Source organism: Actinophytocola sp., assembly GCF_035762905.1.
Classification (GTDB): Bacteria; Actinomycetota; Actinomycetes; order Mycobacteriales; family Pseudonocardiaceae; genus DASYTH01.
Map to the genome: position 1 here is coordinate 309,140 of NZ_DASUCC010000097.1, position 16,876 is coordinate 326,015.

17 protein-coding genes and 3 tRNA genes are annotated in these 16,876 nt (G+C 70.2%); 11 read left to right on the forward strand and 9 right to left on the reverse strand.

Annotated elements, in window-relative coordinates:
* Positions 1-220: 220 nt before the first annotated feature.
* A complete protein-coding gene (ypfJ, locus tag VFV67_RS21795) occupies positions 221-1,138 on the reverse strand; it encodes a KPN_02809 family neutral zinc metallopeptidase (protein WP_326472429.1) in 918 nt (305 codons plus the stop codon).
* 588 nt (positions 1,139-1,726) lie between these two features.
* On the opposite strand from ypfJ, the gene VFV67_RS21800 reads away from it, so the two are divergent.
* Entirely contained in the window at positions 1,727-2,200 is a 474-nt protein-coding gene (locus tag VFV67_RS21800) for a MarR family winged helix-turn-helix transcriptional regulator (RefSeq protein ID WP_326472430.1), read from the forward strand.
* A 25-nt stretch (positions 2,201-2,225) separates the two neighbouring features.
* Positions 2,226-2,310: transfer RNA gene (locus VFV67_RS21805), tRNA-Ser, on the forward strand.
* Between the two features lie 431 nt (positions 2,311-2,741).
* On the opposite strand, the gene VFV67_RS21810 is transcribed toward VFV67_RS21805, so the two are convergent.
* Genes VFV67_RS21810 through VFV67_RS21820 form a run of 3 tightly spaced genes read right to left on the reverse strand, consistent with a single transcriptional unit; the run spans position 2,742 to position 3,697 of the window.
* Positions 2,742-3,026 carry a DUF2277 family protein gene (locus VFV67_RS21810; RefSeq protein WP_326472431.1) on the reverse strand — a complete coding sequence of 95 codons (285 nt, stop codon included), beginning with the start codon at positions 3,024-3,026 and terminating at the stop codon, positions 2,742-2,744.
* A gap of 36 nt (positions 3,027-3,062) precedes the next feature.
* Entirely contained in the window at positions 3,063-3,446 is a 384-nt protein-coding gene (locus tag VFV67_RS21815; RefSeq protein WP_326472468.1) for a DUF2795 domain-containing protein, read from the reverse strand.
* Positions 3,447-3,448: 2 nt separating this feature from the next.
* Positions 3,449-3,697: a CsbD family protein gene (locus VFV67_RS21820; RefSeq protein ID WP_326472432.1), complete on the reverse strand. Its 249-nt coding sequence runs from the start codon at positions 3,695-3,697 to the stop codon at positions 3,449-3,451.
* Positions 3,698-4,021: 324 nt separating this feature from the next.
* Between VFV67_RS21820 and VFV67_RS21825 the strand changes: the two genes are divergently transcribed.
* Complete coding sequence (locus tag VFV67_RS21825) at positions 4,022-5,737, forward strand: bifunctional metallophosphatase/5'-nucleotidase (protein ID WP_326472433.1); 1,716 nt, start codon at positions 4,022-4,024, stop codon at positions 5,735-5,737.
* 52 nt (positions 5,738-5,789) lie between these two features.
* Here the strand turns inward: VFV67_RS21825 and VFV67_RS21830 are convergent, their stop codons facing one another.
* Together VFV67_RS21830 and VFV67_RS21835 are read right to left on the reverse strand one after the other, a co-directional pair.
* The gene (locus VFV67_RS21830) at positions 5,790-6,563 is read right to left on the reverse strand and encodes a putative hydro-lyase (protein WP_326472434.1); all 774 of its coding nucleotides are present in this window, start codon (positions 6,561-6,563) and stop codon (positions 5,790-5,792) included.
* Between the two features lie 12 nt (positions 6,564-6,575).
* A complete protein-coding gene (locus tag VFV67_RS21835; protein ID WP_414636314.1) occupies positions 6,576-7,859 on the reverse strand; it encodes an MFS transporter in 1,284 nt (427 codons plus the stop codon).
* Positions 7,860-8,190: 331 nt separating this feature from the next.
* Here VFV67_RS21835 and VFV67_RS21840 point away from each other — a divergent pair, with 331 nt between their 5' ends.
* From VFV67_RS21840 to VFV67_RS21855, 4 genes are all read left to right on the forward strand, one after another.
* Positions 8,191-8,868 carry a GntR family transcriptional regulator gene (locus tag VFV67_RS21840; RefSeq protein ID WP_326472435.1) on the forward strand — a complete coding sequence of 226 codons (678 nt, stop codon included), beginning with the start codon at positions 8,191-8,193 and terminating at the stop codon, positions 8,866-8,868.
* Between the two features lie 143 nt (positions 8,869-9,011).
* On the forward strand, positions 9,012-9,767 hold the full coding sequence (locus tag VFV67_RS21845) for a sulfite exporter TauE/SafE family protein (RefSeq protein ID WP_326472436.1): 756 nt from the start codon (positions 9,012-9,014) through the stop codon (positions 9,765-9,767).
* A 20-nt stretch (positions 9,768-9,787) separates the two neighbouring features.
* Positions 9,788-10,564, forward strand: coding sequence for an ESX secretion-associated protein EspG (locus VFV67_RS21850; protein ID WP_326472437.1), 777 nt, complete (start codon positions 9,788-9,790; stop codon positions 10,562-10,564).
* An 11-nt stretch (positions 10,565-10,575) separates the two neighbouring features.
* The gene (locus tag VFV67_RS21855; protein WP_326472438.1) at positions 10,576-12,558 is read left to right on the forward strand and encodes an acetoacetate--CoA ligase; all 1,983 of its coding nucleotides are present in this window, start codon (positions 10,576-10,578) and stop codon (positions 12,556-12,558) included.
* Between the two features lie 37 nt (positions 12,559-12,595).
* On the opposite strand, the gene VFV67_RS21860 is transcribed toward VFV67_RS21855, so the two are convergent.
* Both VFV67_RS21860 and VFV67_RS21865 read right to left on the reverse strand, forming a co-directional pair.
* Complete coding sequence (locus tag VFV67_RS21860; protein ID WP_326472439.1) at positions 12,596-12,856, reverse strand: hypothetical protein; 261 nt, start codon at positions 12,854-12,856, stop codon at positions 12,596-12,598.
* Positions 12,857-12,895: 39 nt separating this feature from the next.
* The gene (locus VFV67_RS21865) at positions 12,896-13,159 is read right to left on the reverse strand and encodes a hypothetical protein (protein WP_326472440.1); all 264 of its coding nucleotides are present in this window, start codon (positions 13,157-13,159) and stop codon (positions 12,896-12,898) included.
* A 188-nt stretch (positions 13,160-13,347) separates the two neighbouring features.
* Between VFV67_RS21865 and VFV67_RS21870 the strand changes: the two genes are divergently transcribed.
* The gene (locus VFV67_RS21870; protein ID WP_326472441.1) at positions 13,348-14,256 is read left to right on the forward strand and encodes a MauE/DoxX family redox-associated membrane protein; all 909 of its coding nucleotides are present in this window, start codon (positions 13,348-13,350) and stop codon (positions 14,254-14,256) included.
* 4 nt (positions 14,257-14,260) lie between these two features.
* Here VFV67_RS21870 and VFV67_RS21875 read toward each other — a convergent pair whose 3' ends face one another.
* Entirely contained in the window at positions 14,261-16,021 is a 1,761-nt protein-coding gene (locus VFV67_RS21875) for a gamma-glutamyltransferase family protein (protein ID WP_326472442.1), read from the reverse strand.
* Positions 16,022-16,043: 22 nt separating this feature from the next.
* On the opposite strand from VFV67_RS21875, the gene VFV67_RS21880 reads away from it, so the two are divergent.
* The 3 genes from VFV67_RS21880 (at position 16,044) to VFV67_RS21890 (ending at position 16,751) form a co-directional block, all read left to right on the forward strand.
* Positions 16,044-16,490: a DUF5655 domain-containing protein gene (locus VFV67_RS21880; protein ID WP_326472443.1), complete on the forward strand. Its 447-nt coding sequence runs from the start codon at positions 16,044-16,046 to the stop codon at positions 16,488-16,490.
* A gap of 60 nt (positions 16,491-16,550) precedes the next feature.
* Positions 16,551-16,640: transfer RNA gene (locus VFV67_RS21885), tRNA-Ser, on the forward strand.
* Between the two features lie 38 nt (positions 16,641-16,678).
* A tRNA-Arg gene (locus tag VFV67_RS21890) sits at positions 16,679-16,751 on the forward strand.
* Positions 16,752-16,876: the final 125 nt, after the last annotated feature.

The following is a 16,876-nucleotide window of genomic DNA, read 5'->3' on the forward strand; positions in this document are numbered from 1 at the left end:
GTTCGGGCACCCGGGCCGCCGTCTCCGACACCCAGCACCACAACTTACCCAGGCGGCCAGTGTTGACCACATTGGTCGGGTTCCCGGCGGCTCCCGTGGGAACCCCGGACCCCAGCCTTGCCCTGCCCGCGAGTTGCCGAACCCGGTAACCGAATCACCGATTCCGGCAGCTGTGTCGCCGATCGGAGCGCGGCCAATCGCCGCTTCCGCGCCCCGAGGCTCAGCCCAGGTTGTTGGTGTCGAACGTGTTGCAGGAGTTGGGGTCGCCGCTCTGGATGCCGATCCTGAACCAGCGTTCGCGCTGGGCGGAGCTGCCATGGGTGAACTGGCTCTCGTCCACCCGGCCGCCACCGAGCTCACGCTGGATGTAGTCATCGCCGATCTTGCCCGCGGTGTCCAGGGCACGGGCGATGTCGTTCTCGGTGATGGTCCGGATCAGCGGCTTGCCGCCCTTGTCCACCGGAGTGGTGGTGGCGTGGTTGGCCCAGACGCCGGCGTAGCAGTCGGCCTGAAGTTCGAGCCGCACGGAGTCAGAGTTGGGGCCGCTGCCCTCGCGGACCCGGTTGGACGTACCGAGGAGGTTCTGCACGTGGTGGCCGTACTCGTGGGCGAGCACGTAGGCCTCGGCGAAGGTCCCGCCCTGGGTGCCGAAGCGCGAGGTCAGCTCCTGGAAGAACGCCAGGTCGATGTACACCTCGGAGTCCCCGGGGCAGTAGAACGGCCCCACGTCCGAGGTGGCGCTGCCGCACGCGGTGTTGACCCCGCCGCGGAAGAAGTTGGTCGGCGCGGGCTCGTAGGTCAGGTTCGCGCGGGCGAACGAGTCCTCCCAGTAGGCCTGGATCGAGTTGATGATGGCCACGACCGCACAGTCGTGGTTGGTGTTCGCGTCCTTGCCGGTCTTGCACTCGCTGGCCAGTTCGGTGTTGTTGACCCGCTCGCCGGAAGCCACGTCGCCGGTGCTCAGCGGTACGCCGGCCCCCACCCCGCCGAACTGGGACAGGACGAAGTAGAGAATCGCGCCGACGATGCCGAGGCCACCGCCACCGAGCGCGACCCGGCTGCCGATGCCCCCACCACCTGAGCCGCGGAGGTCCTCCACCTGCGAGGTATCGAGTGAGACGTCTTCGTTGAACTCCACATCTGAACCTTAAGGCCTGTCACCCGTTCGTGTGAGTTCACGCAAAAAGCACCTGGGTGTGGCGTGCTCCCATGGCGGCCACACCCAGGTGTCATAGCGTTACGTAGTGGCTAACGCGGCCGACCGGGCCGGCGTGGAACCCCACCAGTGCGTCTGAGACGTCACCCAACGAGGGGCTCAACATCGTCGACGTGCACGACGAGAGATGCGTGGGCGCACACGTGCACTCGTAGACCCGGCTACCCGCTGTTCGCGATCACGGCTGGTTCGATGGTCTCGCCTCAGCCGCGGGATTGCAGCTCTTCGTCAACCACTACGCCGGTGTTCAGCTCATCCACGGCACCACCTGATCCTCTCTCGACGGACCGGCTGCGATCTGGGTGCTCCGGCCGGTGCGCCCGGTTCGCATCGGGCCAGCCGTCGTCATCAAATATGCCCTGAGCGGAGTCGTGTCACAAGCTTCTCACCGGTCCTGAACTGGTGAAATCCGCTGCCACTGTCCGAAGCGGACATCCGACCGGGCGGCGGCGCGGTGCCCTGGTCGGGTAATTCGGAGGATCCTGTGAGTTAACCGCTTAACCTTGTGATGTGACCTCTGCGAGCACCGAGCCCCGGTGGCTCGATCCGGCCGAGATGCGGGCGTGGCGTGCCTACATCCTCGGCACCGAGTTGCTGCGCCAACAGCTGCACCGTGAGTTGCAGGACGCTCACAGCATGACGATCGCCGACTACGAGGTGCTGGTACAGCTCTCCGAGCGGTCCGACTGGCGGATGCGGATGACCCAGCTCGCCGGCCGGATCGCCTCGTCCAAGAGCCGCCTGTCGCACCAGATCGCCCGGATGGAGAAGGCCGGCCTGGTGCGCCGGGTCGACTGCGCCGACGACGCCCGCGGGGTCATGGCCGAGCTGACCGACAAGGGCATGGAGCAGCTCCGCGCCGCAGCCCCCACCCACGTCAACGGGGTCCGCGAGCACCTCGTCGACCTGATCACCCAGGACGAGCAGGAGCTGCTCGCCGCCATCTTCGAACGCGTCCACAAACACCTGGACCAACTCAACTGATCCACTGACTACCCTTGTCCCCCATGGAGGCGTGGCAGAGCGGCCGAATGCACCTGTCTTGAAAACAGGAGACCTTCACGGGTCCGGGGGTTCAAATCCCTCCGCCTCCGCTTTGGCTGAGCAGCTGAAACGCACGGATCCGCCAGGCCGGCGAATACCGCGCAGTCTCTTCCGCTCAAGGCGACTAGGTCCAAGTCACGGTCCGTCGACTGTGGATCTGGGGTTTCGTATGCGCGACTTACGAGTCAGTGGCGGCGACGAGGTAGGTTCGGGGCCACGGCGCGGGTGCGGGCGGGGGAGGCGGACAGAGCGTCTTTGGATCAGGTCGGAACGCCGGGTCGCGGTCGACGCGCGGGAAACGTGCGATCGGAGCGGGGTCTGCGCGGAGGTTGGAAGCCACGGTCGAGGCGGCCAGCATCGCCGCGGCGCTCCGGTCACGCGGGGCCGGTAATCCGGAGAGCACGCCCGCGAGCACCGACAACCGGCGGCGACCTGGACAGCGACGTCGTCGGGACCGCGCGTCTACCGAACGGTCGACGGGTTAGGTCTGGGCTTTTGCCGCTCGGGCGGCGATTCGGGCGCGCACTTCGGGGCGGCGCAGTGGGGGGACGGTCGTGGGGGGTTGGCGGCGCTCTGGGAGGGCGGCGAGCAGGCGGGTGGTCGCCGCTGTCACCTCGGCGACCGCGGCCTCGAACACCTCCCGGGTGGCGTCCGAGACCGACTGCACGCCGCTGACCTTGCGGACGTACTGGCGGGCCGCCGCCTCGATCTCCTCGGCCGTCGCGGCCGGCTCCAGCCCGCGCAGCGTCGTGATGTTTCGGCACACGCCGTCAGGGTACGGGGACCGACCGACAACGCGGGATTACCGGCGTCGGCGTCCGGCCCGCCATCGTCCGACCGCCCGAGCCGCCGCGACCAGCGCGGTCGCCGCCTGCGCGGCGGCGATGATCAGGCCGACCGGGCCCATCGCGGGTGCCCGCACCAGGCGGAACACCGTGCGGGCCGCTCCGATGGCGGTGCCCAGCGACAGCAGCGCACCAAGTGCCGTGCGCAGTCCGCCGGGCGGCTCCGCCGGGATGATCGCGTCGGTCACCTCGCGCCGGGTCGCGTAGCGGCGATCGGGCAGCGCGGCGAGTACGGCCAGCGTCTCGCCGGCGGCCTGATGCTTGGTCGCGTGTGTCAGTAACTCGTTGCGGTCGGCCGGGAACCGGGCGTCCGCAAGCACTTTCTCCACCGAGACGGACATCGTCACGACCGCTGCTGCTCGGACCGCTCGCGGGCCTCGTGCATCGCGGCCTCGGCGCGTGCCTTCTCGGCCTGCGCCTCGCGTTCGGCCACCTCCTGCTGGGCCTGTGCCTTGTCCTGCTGCGCCTCCCCCTCGCGCTCCATCGCGTCGTTGCCGGTCAGCACGCCGAGGGCCTCCTTGACCTTGCCCTTGACGCCTTCCACGACGCCCTTGACGCCCTCGGCCGGGCCGCTGTTGCCGTGCTCGCCCATCGGATCGTCCTCCTCTCTTCAGCGGATCTCGCTGCCCACCGCATACCCGCCGACCCGGGTGGTTAATCGGACGCAACCGGCGAGGAGAAACCGCGTATTCGTCTGGTTGAGACGCCCCCGCCATCTGGAGGCTAGGCATTGGGGGGTATCGGGAGGCAGGATGCATCCCTGTCGTGCGTCCCGGGTGATGGAGGCTAGAACGTGTTGCAAGTCAGATCCCTACTCCGCCGCTCGGTGGCACCGGCCGTAGCGGCAGGTTTCCTGGTGGCGGTACCGCTCGTGTCGGCACCCTCGCCCGCCCCGCAACCCGACCAGTGGACCCCCATGTCCCCCGTGTTGGTGAACTACAGCACCGGTCACGGCGGCGTCGCCAAGGGACGGGTCCTCTCCTTCAACGACTTCCATGGCGCGCTCGAGCCCCCCATCGGCAGCGGTGGCCTGGTCAACGGCACCCCGGCCGGCGGCGTCGAGTACCTGGCCACGCACGTGCAGCGGCTGCGCGCCGCCGGCGAGGCGGCCGGCGAGAAGGTGATCACCGCGGGCGCCGGCGACCTGGTCGGGGCCACCCCGCTGATCAGCGCCGCGTTCCACGACGAGCCGAGCATCGAGACGCTGTCCAACCTCGGCCTTCAGGTCACCTCGGTCGGCAACCACGAGTTCGACGAGGGCGTCACCGAGCTCAAGCGGCTGCAGCGCGGCGGCTGCCACCCGGTGGACGGCTGCCAGGACGGCGACGGCTTCGCCGGCGCGGACTTCACCTACCTGTCCGCCAACGTGGTGGACAAGCGCACCCGGCTGCCGATCCTGGCTCCGGTCGACATCCGGATCGTGCAGGGCGTTCCGGTGGCCTTCGTCGGCATGACGCTCGAGGGCACCCCGACCATCGTCAACCCGGCCGGCATCCAGAACGTGGAGTTCCTGGACGAGGTGCAGACCGCCAACAGCTACGCCCAGCTGCTGCGCCTGCTCGGCATCAAGTCGATGGTGCTGCTGGTCCACGAGGGCGGCCAGCAGAACCCGCCGCCCCCGGTGCAGGACCCGTCCGACTGCGCCAACTTCACCGGGCCGATCGCGCAGATCGTCGCCGGGCTGCGGCCCGAATACGGCCTGGTGGTGTCCGGTCACACGCACCGCTTCTACAGTTGCGCGCTGCCCAACTCCTCCGGCGCCAACTCGGTGGTCACCAGCGCCGGCTCGAACGGCACGCTGATCACCGACATCGGTTTCACGCTGGACCGCCGGACCAGGCAGTTCGCCAGCATCTCGGCCCGGAACGTGATCGTCGAGAACGGCGTGCGGCTGCCGGACGGCTCGTGGGCGCGGGACGCTTCCGGCAACTTCATCCGCAACCCCGACCTGGTCGACGCGAGCACCAGGACGATCGTGGACAAGTACCGCACCGCGGTCGCCCCGATCGCCAACCGGGTGGTCGGCGCGGTCACCGGCGACATCTCCCGGGCCGCGACCCCGGCCGGTGAGAGCGCCCTGGGTGACGTGATCGCCGACGCCCAGCTCGCGTACACCGCATCGGCCGGCGCCCAGATCGCGCTGATGAATCCGGGCGGCATCCGGGCGGACTTCAGCTTCGCCTTCTCGCCCGGCGGCGAGGCACCCGGCCAGGTCACCTACGGCGAGGCGTTCACCGTGCAGCCGTTCAACAACCTGGTGGTGACCCAGACGTTCACCGGGGCACAGCTCAAGGAGGTGCTCGAGCAGCAGTTCGTGGGCTTCGGCGGGCAGACCGTCCAGCGCATCCTGCAGCCGTCGGTCGGCTTCGGCTACGTCTGGGACAGCACCAGGACGCCCGGCGACAAGGTCTCCGGGATGACCCTGAACGGCGTGCCCATCGACCCGGCAGCGACCTACCGGGTGACCACGAACGACTTCCTGGCCAACGGCGGTGACGGGTTCACCCGGCTCACCGCCGGCACCGACCGGGTCACCGCACCCGGGTTCGACATCGACGCGCTGGTCGCCCACCTCGGCTCCGGCGCGCCGGTCGCGCCCGGCCCGCGGGACCGGATCCGGCTACCGGCCTGATGCAGTGCGAGAACCACCCGGGGCCGGTGCGGCCCCGGGTGGTTCTCGTTGGTCAGCCGGCGGTCCGGTAGGCGATGTCGCGGACGTCGGTGATGAACATGTACCCCGGTGCGTGCGTGATCGCAAACGGGATCTTGGACTCGAGCAGCACCGCCTGCGGGGTGACGCCGCACGCCCAGAACACCGGCACGTCGCCGGGGAGCGGGTCGACCGGCTCACCGAAGTCCGGCCGGGCGAGGTCGGCGATGCCCAGCTCCTCCGGCGCGCCGATGTGCACCGGCGCGCCGTGCACCTGGGGAACCTGGGCGCTGACCCGGACCGCGGTGGCCACCTGGCCGGCCGGCACCGGTCGCATGGACACCACCAGCGGCCCGCTGAACCGGCCGGCCGGTCGGCAGTCCCGGTTGGTCACGTACATCGGCACGTTGCGGCCCGCATCGACATGCCGCAGCGGTACCCCGGCCTCGGCCAGTGCGGCTTCGAAGGTGAAGCTGCAGCCGATCAGGAACGTGATCAGGTCGTCCCGCCAGACGTGGGTGACCCGGTCCGGTTCCTCGTCGAGCTGGCCGTGCCGCCACACCCGGTAGCGAGGCAGGTCGGTGCGCAGGTCCGCGTCCGGGGCGAGCACGGTGGCCGGCGAGCCGGGATCGGTCACGTCGAGCACCGGGCAGGGCTTGGGATTGCGCTGGGCGAACAGGAGCATGTCGTAGGCGTCCTCGGTGGGCACGGACACCAGGTTCGCCTGGACGAATCCCGGTGCCCAGCCGGCGGTGCTGGCGACCACGCCGTCGCGGAACGCGGCGCGGGCGGTGCTGGCGGTGCTCATTCGTCCCTCCCGTCAGGCCAGTTCGGCGTTGCGGGTCTCCGGCAACCAGAACAGGGCGACGAAGGCCAGGGCGTAGGCGAACGCTCCGAACGCCATCGCGCCGCCGATGCCGAGCTGCCCGGACAGGAACCCGATGGCGGCCGGGAAGAACGCGCCGAGCGCCCGGCCGAAGTTGTAGGTGAAGCCCTGGCCGGCGCCGCGGGCCCGGCTCGGGTACAGCTCGGCGAGGAACGAGCCGAACCCGCTGAAGATCGCCGATGCGCAGAAGCCGAGCGGGAATCCGAGGTACATCACGGCGGAACCGGTGCTGGCCGGAAGCTGGGTGTAGAGCAGTAGCAACGCTCCACTGAGGACGGCGAAGAGCCGGAAGGTGTTCTTGCGGCCCAGCCGGTCGGTGAAGTAGCCGCCGGTGAGGTAGCCGGCGAACGCGCCGGTGATCAGGAAGAACAGGTAGCCGCCGGTGCCGACCACGGACAGACCGCGCTCGGTCTTGAGGAAGGCGGGCAGCCAGGTGGCGATCGTGTAGTAGCCGCCCTGGCAGCCGGTCGCCAGCAGCGCGGCGAACACGGTGGTGCGCAACAGGTCCGTGCGGAAGATCGCCCTCAGCGAACCGCGGGCCGCCTGCGTGCGGCGTTCGGTGTAGACCGGTGCGTCGACCACCCGGCGACGGATCCAGATCACCGCGAGCGCCGGCAGGGCACCGGTCAGGAACAGCACGCGCCAGGCGACGTCCTGGTCGAACAGGTTGAACACCAGCGTGTACATCAGGACGGCGGCGCCCCAACCGACCGCCCAGGAGCTCTGGATCACCGCGACCGCGCGGCCGCGGTGCCGGGCGGTGGCGTACTCGGCGACCAGGATGGCGCCGGTGGCCCACTCGCCGCCGAACCCGACGCCCTGCAGAGCCCGGAAGACCAGGAGGGTCTCGTAGTTGGGGGCGAGGCCGCACAGCGCGGTGAACAGCGCGTAGGCGATGACGGTGATCATCAGGGTGCGAACCCGGCCGATCCGGTCGGCCAGCACGCCGGCGGCGACCCCGCCGATCGCGGAGGCGACCAGCGTGGTCGTGGCGAGTAAGCCGGTCTGCCCGCCGCTGAGCCCGAACGTGGCGGCGATGGCGGTCAGGCTGAGCGGGAGTACCCAGAAGTCGTAGGAGTCGAGGCCGAAGCCGAGGAACGCGCCGACGACCGCGCGCTTGCCTCTCGCGGGCAGCTCTCGCCACCACGCCATCCGGCGTTCGGGGAGTTCGGGTGGTTCGTGAACGGGGCTCCGGGATTCGCTGGTCACGTCGCTCATGCCGGCACCTCGCAGCCCGGCAGCCGGCCGAAACCGATGCTTCCCCGGCTCGGCGCCGGGGCAGTGCTCGTCGACCTGCCGGCCGACTTGCTCAAGGACCCGCCCGAGAACCTGCCGGTCGCCCTGCCCGCCGACCTGTGGGCCGGCCTGCCCGAGGACCTGCTCGCACGCTCGCTCATTAGGCCCCTCCTCACGCACGTGGTGGCTGTGTGTGACAGGGACGCTACGGGAACATGTGACTATCTGACAAGAGGATTGTTGAACAATTTGACAAGGGAACAAGAGGGATGTTGGCTCAGGGGGCAAGTGAACAATTGACGAGGAGGCCCGCGTGGCGGCAGGCGTCGAATGGGCCGGCCTGGATCGCATCAGCACCGCGGAACGGGTCGCCGGGATCCTTCGCGACCAGATCGAAACCGGCAAGCTCAAGCCCGGCACGAAGCTGTCCGAGGAGGAAATCACCACCGGCCTTGGCATCTCGCGCAACACGCTGCGGGAAGCGTTCCGGCTGCTGGTTCACGAACGGCTGCTCGAGCACCGGTTCAACCACGGCGTCACCGTCCGCATGGTCGGCCTCGACGACCTGCGCGATCTCTACCAGGTCCGCCGAGTGATCGAGTGCTCGGCCGTCCGCGGCGTCACCGAGTTGTCCGACACCGCCCGCACCCGTCTGCACGAAGCCGTGCTCGACGCCCAGGACGCCGCGAAGGAGGGCCGCTGGGCCGATGTCGGCACCGCGAACCTGCGCTTCCACCAGGCCATCGTCGGGATGATCGGCAGCCCGCGGATCGACGAGGTGATGCGCCGGGTGTGGGCCGAACTGCGCCTGGTCTGGCACGTCCTCGACGACCCGAGGACCAGCTTCGAACGCTACATCTCGGTCAACAGCGAGCTGCTGGACCTGCTGCTGATCGGCGACTTCACCCGGGCCGAGAAGGTGCTGAAGACCTATCTCACCTCGGCCGAGAAGCAGTTCGTGGCCGCGTACGCCGAGGCCTCCCACCGCTGAGTGTCCCCCGATCGGCGGGCATGTCAGGATGCCGGCATGCCCGCACGGATCACGGACCCCGCGCTCGACGCCGGCGCCCGTCCCATCCGACCGCCCGCAACCAGCAGTGACGCCGCGCTCGCCGACACCCGGACCCGCGTGCGGTGACCCCCTTCGAAGCGATCCTCGTCGCTCTCGCCGGGGTGCTCGCCGGCGGGATCAACACGGTGGTCGGTTCCGGAACGCTGATCAGCTTCCCGGTGCTGCTGGCCGTGGGTTACCCGCCGGTGGTCGCCAACGTGTCCAACGGGCTCGGCCTGGTGCCGGGCTCGGTGAGCGGCGCGATCGGTTACCGCCGTGAGCTGGTCGGCCAGACCGGCCGGCTGGTGCGGTTCGGTGCCGCGTCCGCGATCGGTGGCGTCCTCGGCGCGGTACTGCTGCTGGTGCTGCCGGCGAGCGCGTTCGAAGCGATCGTGCCGGCCCTGATCGCCGTCGCCCTCGTGCTGGTGGTGCTGCAACCATGGCTGGCCCGCCGGCTCGCCGCCCGGCCGCGGGAGCGCCACCCGCACGGCGGCCTGCCGCTGCTGCTCGGGATCTTCGCCACCGGGGTCTACGGCGGATACTTCGGCGCGGCGCAGGGCATCGTGCTGCTCGGGCTGATGGGCATCCTGATGGACGAGGCCCTGCAGCGGATCAACGCCATCAAGAACGTGCTCGCCGCGGTCGCCAACCTGACCTCCGGCATCGTCTTCGTGTTCGTCGCCGACGTGGCCTGGCTCGCGGTGCTGCTGCTCGCGGCCGGCTCCATCGTCGGCGGTCAGTTCGGCGCCCGGGTCGGCCGCAGGCTCCCGGCCACCTGGTTGCGCGCGATCATCGTGGTCGTCGGCCTCGCCGCCATCGCGCAGTTGGTACTGCGGTGAAACCTGGCATCCTTGCCCGGGTGACCACCGCGGTGCGCATGTCGCACGTCGAGTTCGACATCGTCTGGGAGCGGCTCGGCCTCGGCGAGCGGCCCTACCCGATCACCGTCCCGGTCTTCGGGGCGACCACGGACGAGCGCGCCGTGCTGCGTGAGCAGGTGTGGCAGAGCCTCGCCGACCGCGGCCTGCACGACGGCACCGACCTGCGCCCCCGGCTGGAGGATCTGCTGGTCCTGCTGGTCCGCAACCGGTTCACCATCGACGGACTGCTCTCCGGCCGGGAACAGCAGCGCATCCTCGCGGCGGCCGGGCGCGGCGATGCCGGATTGCTGCTCGTGCAGACCGACGCGGAGGTGCGGCTCGAACCGGTGCGCGGCGGCGACGTGGTGGCCGCGGTGATGGCGTTGGTGGCCGAGGAGAAGCCCGGCCCCGGCGATCCGATCGGGTTACCCACCGCGCTGTTCGACGAGGCCGTCCGCGCCTATGCCAGCGGCGGCCACCTGGCGCTGGAGACCGCCCTGCGGGCCGGCGGGATCACCGGGCGCGAGCTGCGCGGGCTGTCCACGCTGCTCGAGTCCGCCCGCAGCGGCGGCGGGCAGCTCGCCGCCAACACGGTCGACCGGATGGGCCGGCGCACCCGAACCCCGGTGCTCAACTGGTTCGACACCGAGGCCGGCCGCTACCTGGTCTTCGCGGAGCGCCGGCGGGACGGCGCCGAGTGGCTGACCTGCGCGCCCGGCGACTCCGGCCGGCTCAGCCGGCGCCTGACCGAGCTGGTCGCCGGGCTGCGGGTGTAGAAACTGATGGCATGACCGAGGTGTTGTGGCAGCCCGATCCCGAGCGGATGCGGGCGACCAGGGTGGCGTCGTTCCGGGACTGGTTGCGTGAGCGCAACGGGCCGGATCTGCCGGACTACGACGCGCTGTGGCGATGGTCCACCACCGATATCGAGGGCTTCTGGGGCGCCGCGGCGGAGTTCCTCGACGTCCGGTTCCACGCCGCGCCCACCCGGGTGCTGGAGTCGGACACGATGCCGGGTGCCACCTGGTTTCCCGGTGCCACGCTGAACTACGCCGAGCACGCGCTGCGGCCAGGGCCCGGCAAGGGCGATGACGACCTCGCCGTGGTGTTCGAGCGGGAGGACGGTTCGTCCGCCCGGCGGAGCTACGGCGAGCTGCGCCAGCAGGTGGCCGCGGTCCGGACCGGATTGCTGGACCTGGGTGTCCGGCGGGGTGACCGGGTGGTCGCGCTGGCCCCCAACGCGCCGCCGACCCTGGTCGCCTTCCTCGCCACGGCCAGCATCGGCGCCATCTGGTCGTCCTGCTCGCCCGACTTCGGCGCGCGCGCCGTCGCCGACCGGTTCACCCAGATCGAGCCGACCGTGCTGTTCACCGTCGACGGTTATGTCTACAATGGACGGTCGTTCGACGTCCGCCCGACGGTGGAACGGCTCCGGGCGTCGATTCCCAGTCTCAAGGCCACCGTGCTGATCGACTACCTGTCCGAGGACGCGAGCCTACCCGACGCCCCACACCCGGTGGTGCGCTGGGCGGATCTGTTGCGCCCCAACGTCGGCGTCGAGCTGGCGTTCGACGCGGTGCCGTTCGACCATCCGCTCTGGGTGCTCTACTCGTCCGGCACGACGGGGCTGCCCAAGGGGATCGTGCAGGGCCACGGCGGAATCGTGCTTGAGCATTTGAAGAACTTGGCGCTGCACTGCGATCTCGGCCCGGGGGAGCGGTTCTTCTGGTTCACCACCACCGGCTGGATGATGTGGAACTTCCTGATCTCCGGCCTGCTCGTCGGGTGCACGATCGTGCTCTACGACGGCAGCCCGGCGCATCCCGAGCTCACCACGCTGTGGCGATTGGCCGAACAGCACCGGGTGACCTACTTCGGCACGTCCGCGCCCTACATCCAGTCGTGCCTCAAGAGGCACCTGCGTCCGGCCAGGGAGTTCGACCTGTCCGCGCTGCGGGCCATCGGTTCGACCGGCGCGCCGCTGACACCCGAGGGGTTTCGTTGGCTCGCCGACGAGATCGGCGGAAACGTGCAGATATGCTCGGTGTCCGGCGGCACCGACCTGTGCACGGCGTTCGTCGGCTCGTCGCCCGACGTTCCGGTGTGGCTCGGTGAGCTGTCCTGCCGATCGCTCGGCGCCGCGGTGTTCGCCTACGACGAGACCGGCGAGCCGGTGACCGGTGAGGTCGGCGAGTTGGTGATCACCCGGCCGATGCCGTCGATGCCGGTGTTCTTCTGGAACGACCCGGACGGCAGCCGGTTGCGCGAGGCGTACTTCGAGACATATCCCGGAATCTGGCGGCACGGCGACTGGATTCTGATCACCGACCGCGGCTCCGCGGTGATCTACGGGCGCAGCGACTCGACCCTCAACCGCGGCGGCGTGCGGATGGGCACCAGCGAGTTCTACCGAGTGGTGGAGGGCTTCGACGAGGTGCTCGACTCGCTCGTGATCGACACCTCCGGTGCCGTGACGCCCGACGGTGAGCTGCTGTGCTTCCTCGTGCTCGCACCGGAAGCCGAGTTGTCCACTGTGGAACCTCGGCTGCGCACCGAGTTGCGCGGCGCGCTTTCCCCCCGGCACGTGCCCAACCGGTTCATCGTGGTCACCGAGATTCCCCGCACTCTCAACGGAAAGAAGTGCGAGGTCCCGGTGAAGAAGATCCTCGCCGGTATCGCACCGGAACGCGCGGTGAGCCGCGACGCACTGGCCAACCCGGACTCGCTGCGGCCGTTCCTGGAGCTGGCGACACCGGAGCGCCCCGGCTGAGGGGAGTCCAGCCGGGGCGCCCAGGCGCGTCCGCCGCTCAGGCCATGGCGGTCTGAGCGTTGTCGGCGACCTGTTGGATGTGCTGGGCCTCCGCGTACAGGTTGCTGATCACGGACGGGTCGATGGCGGCGAGACCGTTCTGCTTTCGGCACTCGTCCAGCTTGACGACCGCGTTGTAGTACGCCCAGCCGGCGGCGGCACAGGCGACGGCGCCGATGCCGGTCTCGACCGTCGCGCATGCGGCCACGAAGCCGACCAGCGCGGCGCCGACCTCGCTCCACTCGCTCTCACATGCCATCGTAAGTTCTCCTTCTGTCGGGTCGGTTCCGCGTTCTCGTCACGCCTGGGACTGTTCCTGGGACATGTCGATGCCGAGCTGCTGCTGCAGATAGGCGTCGTCGCCGCTCGCCTGCCAGTGCGCACTCAGCGTTGGCAGCTGCGCCCAGTCGATCTGGACGGACTGGTCCTGGGCCTGGGACTGTTCCTGGGACATGTCGATGCCGAGCTGCTGCTGCAGATAGGCGTCGTCGCCGCTCGCCTGCCAGTGCGCACTCAGGGTCGGCAGCTGCGCCCAGTCGATCTGAACCTGCTCGTCGGCCATCGTGGGTTCTCCTCGGATCGGAGCTGAGACTGGGTCCGCCTGCGACCCAGTGATCAAAAACTAGGTATGCCACCGGAGGGTGACCATCGCCGTTCGGTCTCTCGCATCGGGCGGACCTGGCGGCCCTTTCGGGCAGTCAGGGCGGACAGTCCTTTCCCGAGCGGGACCGGCCGGGCGACGATGTGCGCATGGCTGGATTCGCGGGTGGAGCGGGGCTGCTCCTCGCCGGCCTGCTGATCGTGGCCGGCGGGCTGAAACTGATGCGGCCCAAGGCATTCGCCCATGCGGTGTACCGGTTGCTGCCCAAACACCTCAACCGGCGGGAGCTGTTCGCCGCGGTGGCCGCGCCGGTCGTCGGTGGCGTCGAGCTGCTCGTCGGTGCCGGTCTGCTGGCCACCGCCGCCCGGCCGGTCGTCGCCGTGGTCGGTGTCAGCGCCGCGCTCTACCTCGGATTCGTTGTCGTGGTGGGGATCGCGATCCGCAAGGGGACCTCGTGCGGCTGCTTCGCCTCGTTCTCCGACCGGACCGCGAGCGGCGCGGAGTTCGGCCGCGCACTCGCCTTGGCCGTGCTCGCCGTCGCACTCTTCGTGCTGGAGCTGACCTCGCCGGCCGGGACCTGGTGGAGCACGGAGGCGGTGCTGTGGTCGCTGGGCCTGGCCGCCGCCGTGGTGGTGATCACCGCGTTCAGCGGCCGAATCTGGCCCTCCGGTTGGCTTCTGCTCGGCCGGATCGAGTCCCGGCTGGCCGGGGTGGACCTGCCCGCCTCGGCGCCGATCGACGCCCACGAGCGCACCGCATTGATCACGGCCGTTCGCGCGGCGCCCTCGGTGCGCGCGTTCGAGGAATGGCTCGGCGAGCGGGCCGCGACCCTGGACTGGCGGCGCAGCGAGGTGCGGACGTCCGCGGCCACCCCGCCTGGCGGTCCGCGGGTGCCGTGCACGCTGGTCTCACCCCGCACCCGCGACGCCGTGTCCGTGACTGTCTCGGTTCCCAGCGCCCACGCTTCCGCCGCGGTCGTGATCGCCGTGGTGGACGGTCGCCCGGTCTCGGCGATCGGCGGCCGGGTCATGACCGGGCCGGAACCAGCGCGGCGGTGAACCGCTATCGGCCGACCGCGTATCCCTGCATCCCCCGGGGATTCGCCGCTGCCCGCAGCAACCCGTCCTCGTCCCGGGCCACCGCGGAGAGCCGCCCGAGCGACCATCCGTCGGACACCGTGACCCGGTGACCGCGCCGGGCCAGTTCGGCCAGCACCGGCTCGCCCAACCGCGACTCGGCGACGAGTCCGCCCGGCACGGTGGTGCGCGGGTAGAACGATGACGGGAATGCCGTGGTGTGCCAGGCCGGCGCGTCGATCGACGCCTGCAGGTCAAGCCCGAACACCGCGTGGTTGAGGAAGAAGCCGAGCTGCCACTGGTCCTGCTGGTCACCGCCGGGGGTGCCGAACGCCAGCAGGCGACCGTCGCGGCGGGCGAACGAGGGGGTCAGCGTGGCGCGTGGGCGCCGGCCCGGCACCAGCGACGCCGGCAATCCCTCCTCCAGCCAGAACATCTGTCCCCGGGTGCCCAGGCAGAAGCCGAGCGCGGGGATGGTCGGCGAGCTCTGCAGCCAGCCGCCGGACGGGGTCGCCGAGATCATGTTGCCCCAGCGGTCGGCCACGTCGAGATGGCAGGTGTCGCCGCGGGTGGTGCCGTGCCGGGACACCGTCGGATCGCCTAGCGCGCCCAGCTGAGCGGAGGCCGCCTCCGGCCGCTGGGTGGTGAGATAGCGGGGCAGCCGGAGGGTGCGGTCACCGGGGGCGCCCGGCCGCAGCTCGAGACTGGCCTCGGCGCCGACCAGCGCGGCCCGCTCCTTGGCGTACCCGGCCGCGAGCAGCTCGTCCACGGACACCTCGGAGCCCTCCCCGTACCAGGCCTCCCGATCGGCGAAGGCGAGCTTCGCCACCTCGGTGATCCGGTGCACGAGATCAGCGCTGCCGTGATCGGGCAGGGGGCCGAGTGCGTCGAGCAACGCGAGTTGCTGCAGGAGTACGGGTCCCTGGCACCAGGGCCCGACCTTGTAGACCGTCCAGCCGTTGGTCCGCAGGCTGACCGGGGCCTCGTAGCTCGGGCGCCAGGCGGCACAGTCCTGGCCGGTCAGCAGGCCCGCGTGCGGTTCACCCGAGTCGTCCAGGACGGGGGTGCGGCAGAACGTGTCGATCGCCTCGGCCACGAATCCCTCGGACCAGGCCGTGATGGCGGCGTCGAGCTGCGCCTCCCGATCGGGTCCGACCGCCTCCGTCTCGTCCAGCAGACGCCGGTAGGTCGCCGCCAGCGGCCGGTTCCGCTGGACTTCGCCGGGGCCGGGTAACGGCAGCCACTGCTCGGCGGAGGTGGGCCACGCCTTCCGGAACATCTCCTCGACGGCTCCGACCGTCTGGCGCAGCCCGGATATCGGCACGTACCCCGCCTCGGCGTAGCCGATCGCGTAGGTGAGGACGTCGCGCAGGGCCAGCGTGCCGTGATCGCGGAGCAGCGTGAGCCAGGCTGGGACGGCTCCCGGCACCGTCGCCGGCAGCAGCCCGGTCCCGGGCACCAGCTCCAGCCCGGCGAACCGGTCGATCGTGGCCGCCGCCGGGGCGACCCCCTGCCCGCACAGCACGGTCGGCCGCTGGTCGCCGGCGGTGACGAAGATCGCCGGCACCTCCCCGCCCGGCCCGTTCAGGTGCGGCTCGACCACGTGCAGCGCGAACCCGGCGGCCACCGCCGCGTCGAAGGCGTTCCCACCCCCCTCCAACACGGCCATCCCGGCCGCCGAGGCCAGCCAGTGGGTGGAGGCCACCATCCCGAACGTCCCGCTCAGCTCCGGCCGCGTGGTGAACACCCATCCACGCTAGCCTGCCGGCATGGCCCGCGGTCCGCTCTGGACGTGCCCGAAGTGCGGCCGGACGTTCGCCAACATCCACCAGACCCACACCTGCGCCCCTCTCGGCTCTGTGCAGGCCCACTTCATCGGCAAAGAACCCCAGGTCCGCGCCACCTTCGACCGGATCCTGGAGATCATCCGCGCGCTCGGCCCCGTCACCGTCCTCCCGGAAAAGACCCGCATCGCCCTGCACGTCCGCATGAGCTTCGCCGCCTTCACCCCCCGCATCCACTGGCTGGACGGCCACCTCGTCCTGGCCCGCCCCGCGACCCACCCCACCTTCCGCAAGATCGAGCGGTATTCCCCCCGCAACGTCCTGCACACCCTCCGCCTCACCCACCCGAGCGACATCGACCCGGCGCTGTCCGCCCTGCTCACCGAGGCCTACCGCGTTGGCCAACAGCACCACCTCCCCACTCCGGGGTAGGCACTTTGCCCCGCCCCCAGCCGACCTTGTACGCTGTCCGCCGAGCGACCTTGGGGCCCGGGAGGCTTCGCCTAGTCTGGTCTATGGCGCCGCACTGCTAATGCGGTTGGGGGCAACACCCCCTCCCGGGTTCAAATCCCGGAGCCTCCGCACCACATCCGGCCCGCCCGGATGCAAAATTGAATAATGCGCCCGTAGCTCAACGGATAGAGCATCTGACTACGGATCAGAAGGTTAGGGGTTCGAATCCCTTCGGGCGCGCATATTGGCTGGTAGAGCCGTTGTGGCGAGATCTCGTCAAGATCATCCCCACCCTTTACCCACACAAAATCACGCCGTTTCATCGATCACGTCGAGCAGTTTTGCCACCTTCGGACTCGGTTGCG

Coding starts and splice junctions, on each gene's coding strand:
- VFV67_RS21825 (WP_326472433.1), top strand. CDS start 4,022: ATGTCCCCCGTGTTGGTGAACTACAGCACCGGTCACGGCGGCGTCGCC.
- VFV67_RS21855 (WP_326472438.1), top strand. CDS start 10,576: ATGACCGAGGTGTTGTGGCAGCCCGATCCCGAGCGGATGCGGGCGACC.
- VFV67_RS21860 (WP_326472439.1), bottom strand. CDS start 12,856: ATGGCATGTGAGAGCGAGTGGAGCGAGGTCGGCGCCGCGCTGGTCGGC.
- VFV67_RS21830 (WP_326472434.1), bottom strand. CDS start 6,563: ATGAGCACCGCCAGCACCGCCCGCGCCGCGTTCCGCGACGGCGTGGTC.
- VFV67_RS21865 (WP_326472440.1), bottom strand. CDS start 13,159: ATGGCCGACGAGCAGGTTCAGATCGACTGGGCGCAGCTGCCGACCCTG.
- VFV67_RS21870 (WP_326472441.1), top strand. CDS start 13,348: ATGGCTGGATTCGCGGGTGGAGCGGGGCTGCTCCTCGCCGGCCTGCTG.
- VFV67_RS21820 (WP_326472432.1), bottom strand. CDS start 3,697: ATGGGCGAGCACGGCAACAGCGGCCCGGCCGAGGGCGTCAAGGGCGTC.
- VFV67_RS21815 (WP_326472468.1), bottom strand. CDS start 3,446: ATGTCCGTCTCGGTGGAGAAAGTGCTTGCGGACGCCCGGTTCCCGGCC.
- VFV67_RS21880 (WP_326472443.1), top strand. CDS start 16,044: ATGGCCCGCGGTCCGCTCTGGACGTGCCCGAAGTGCGGCCGGACGTTC.
- VFV67_RS21835 (WP_414636314.1), bottom strand. CDS start 7,859: ATGAGCGACGTGACCAGCGAATCCCGGAGCCCCGTTCACGAACCACCC.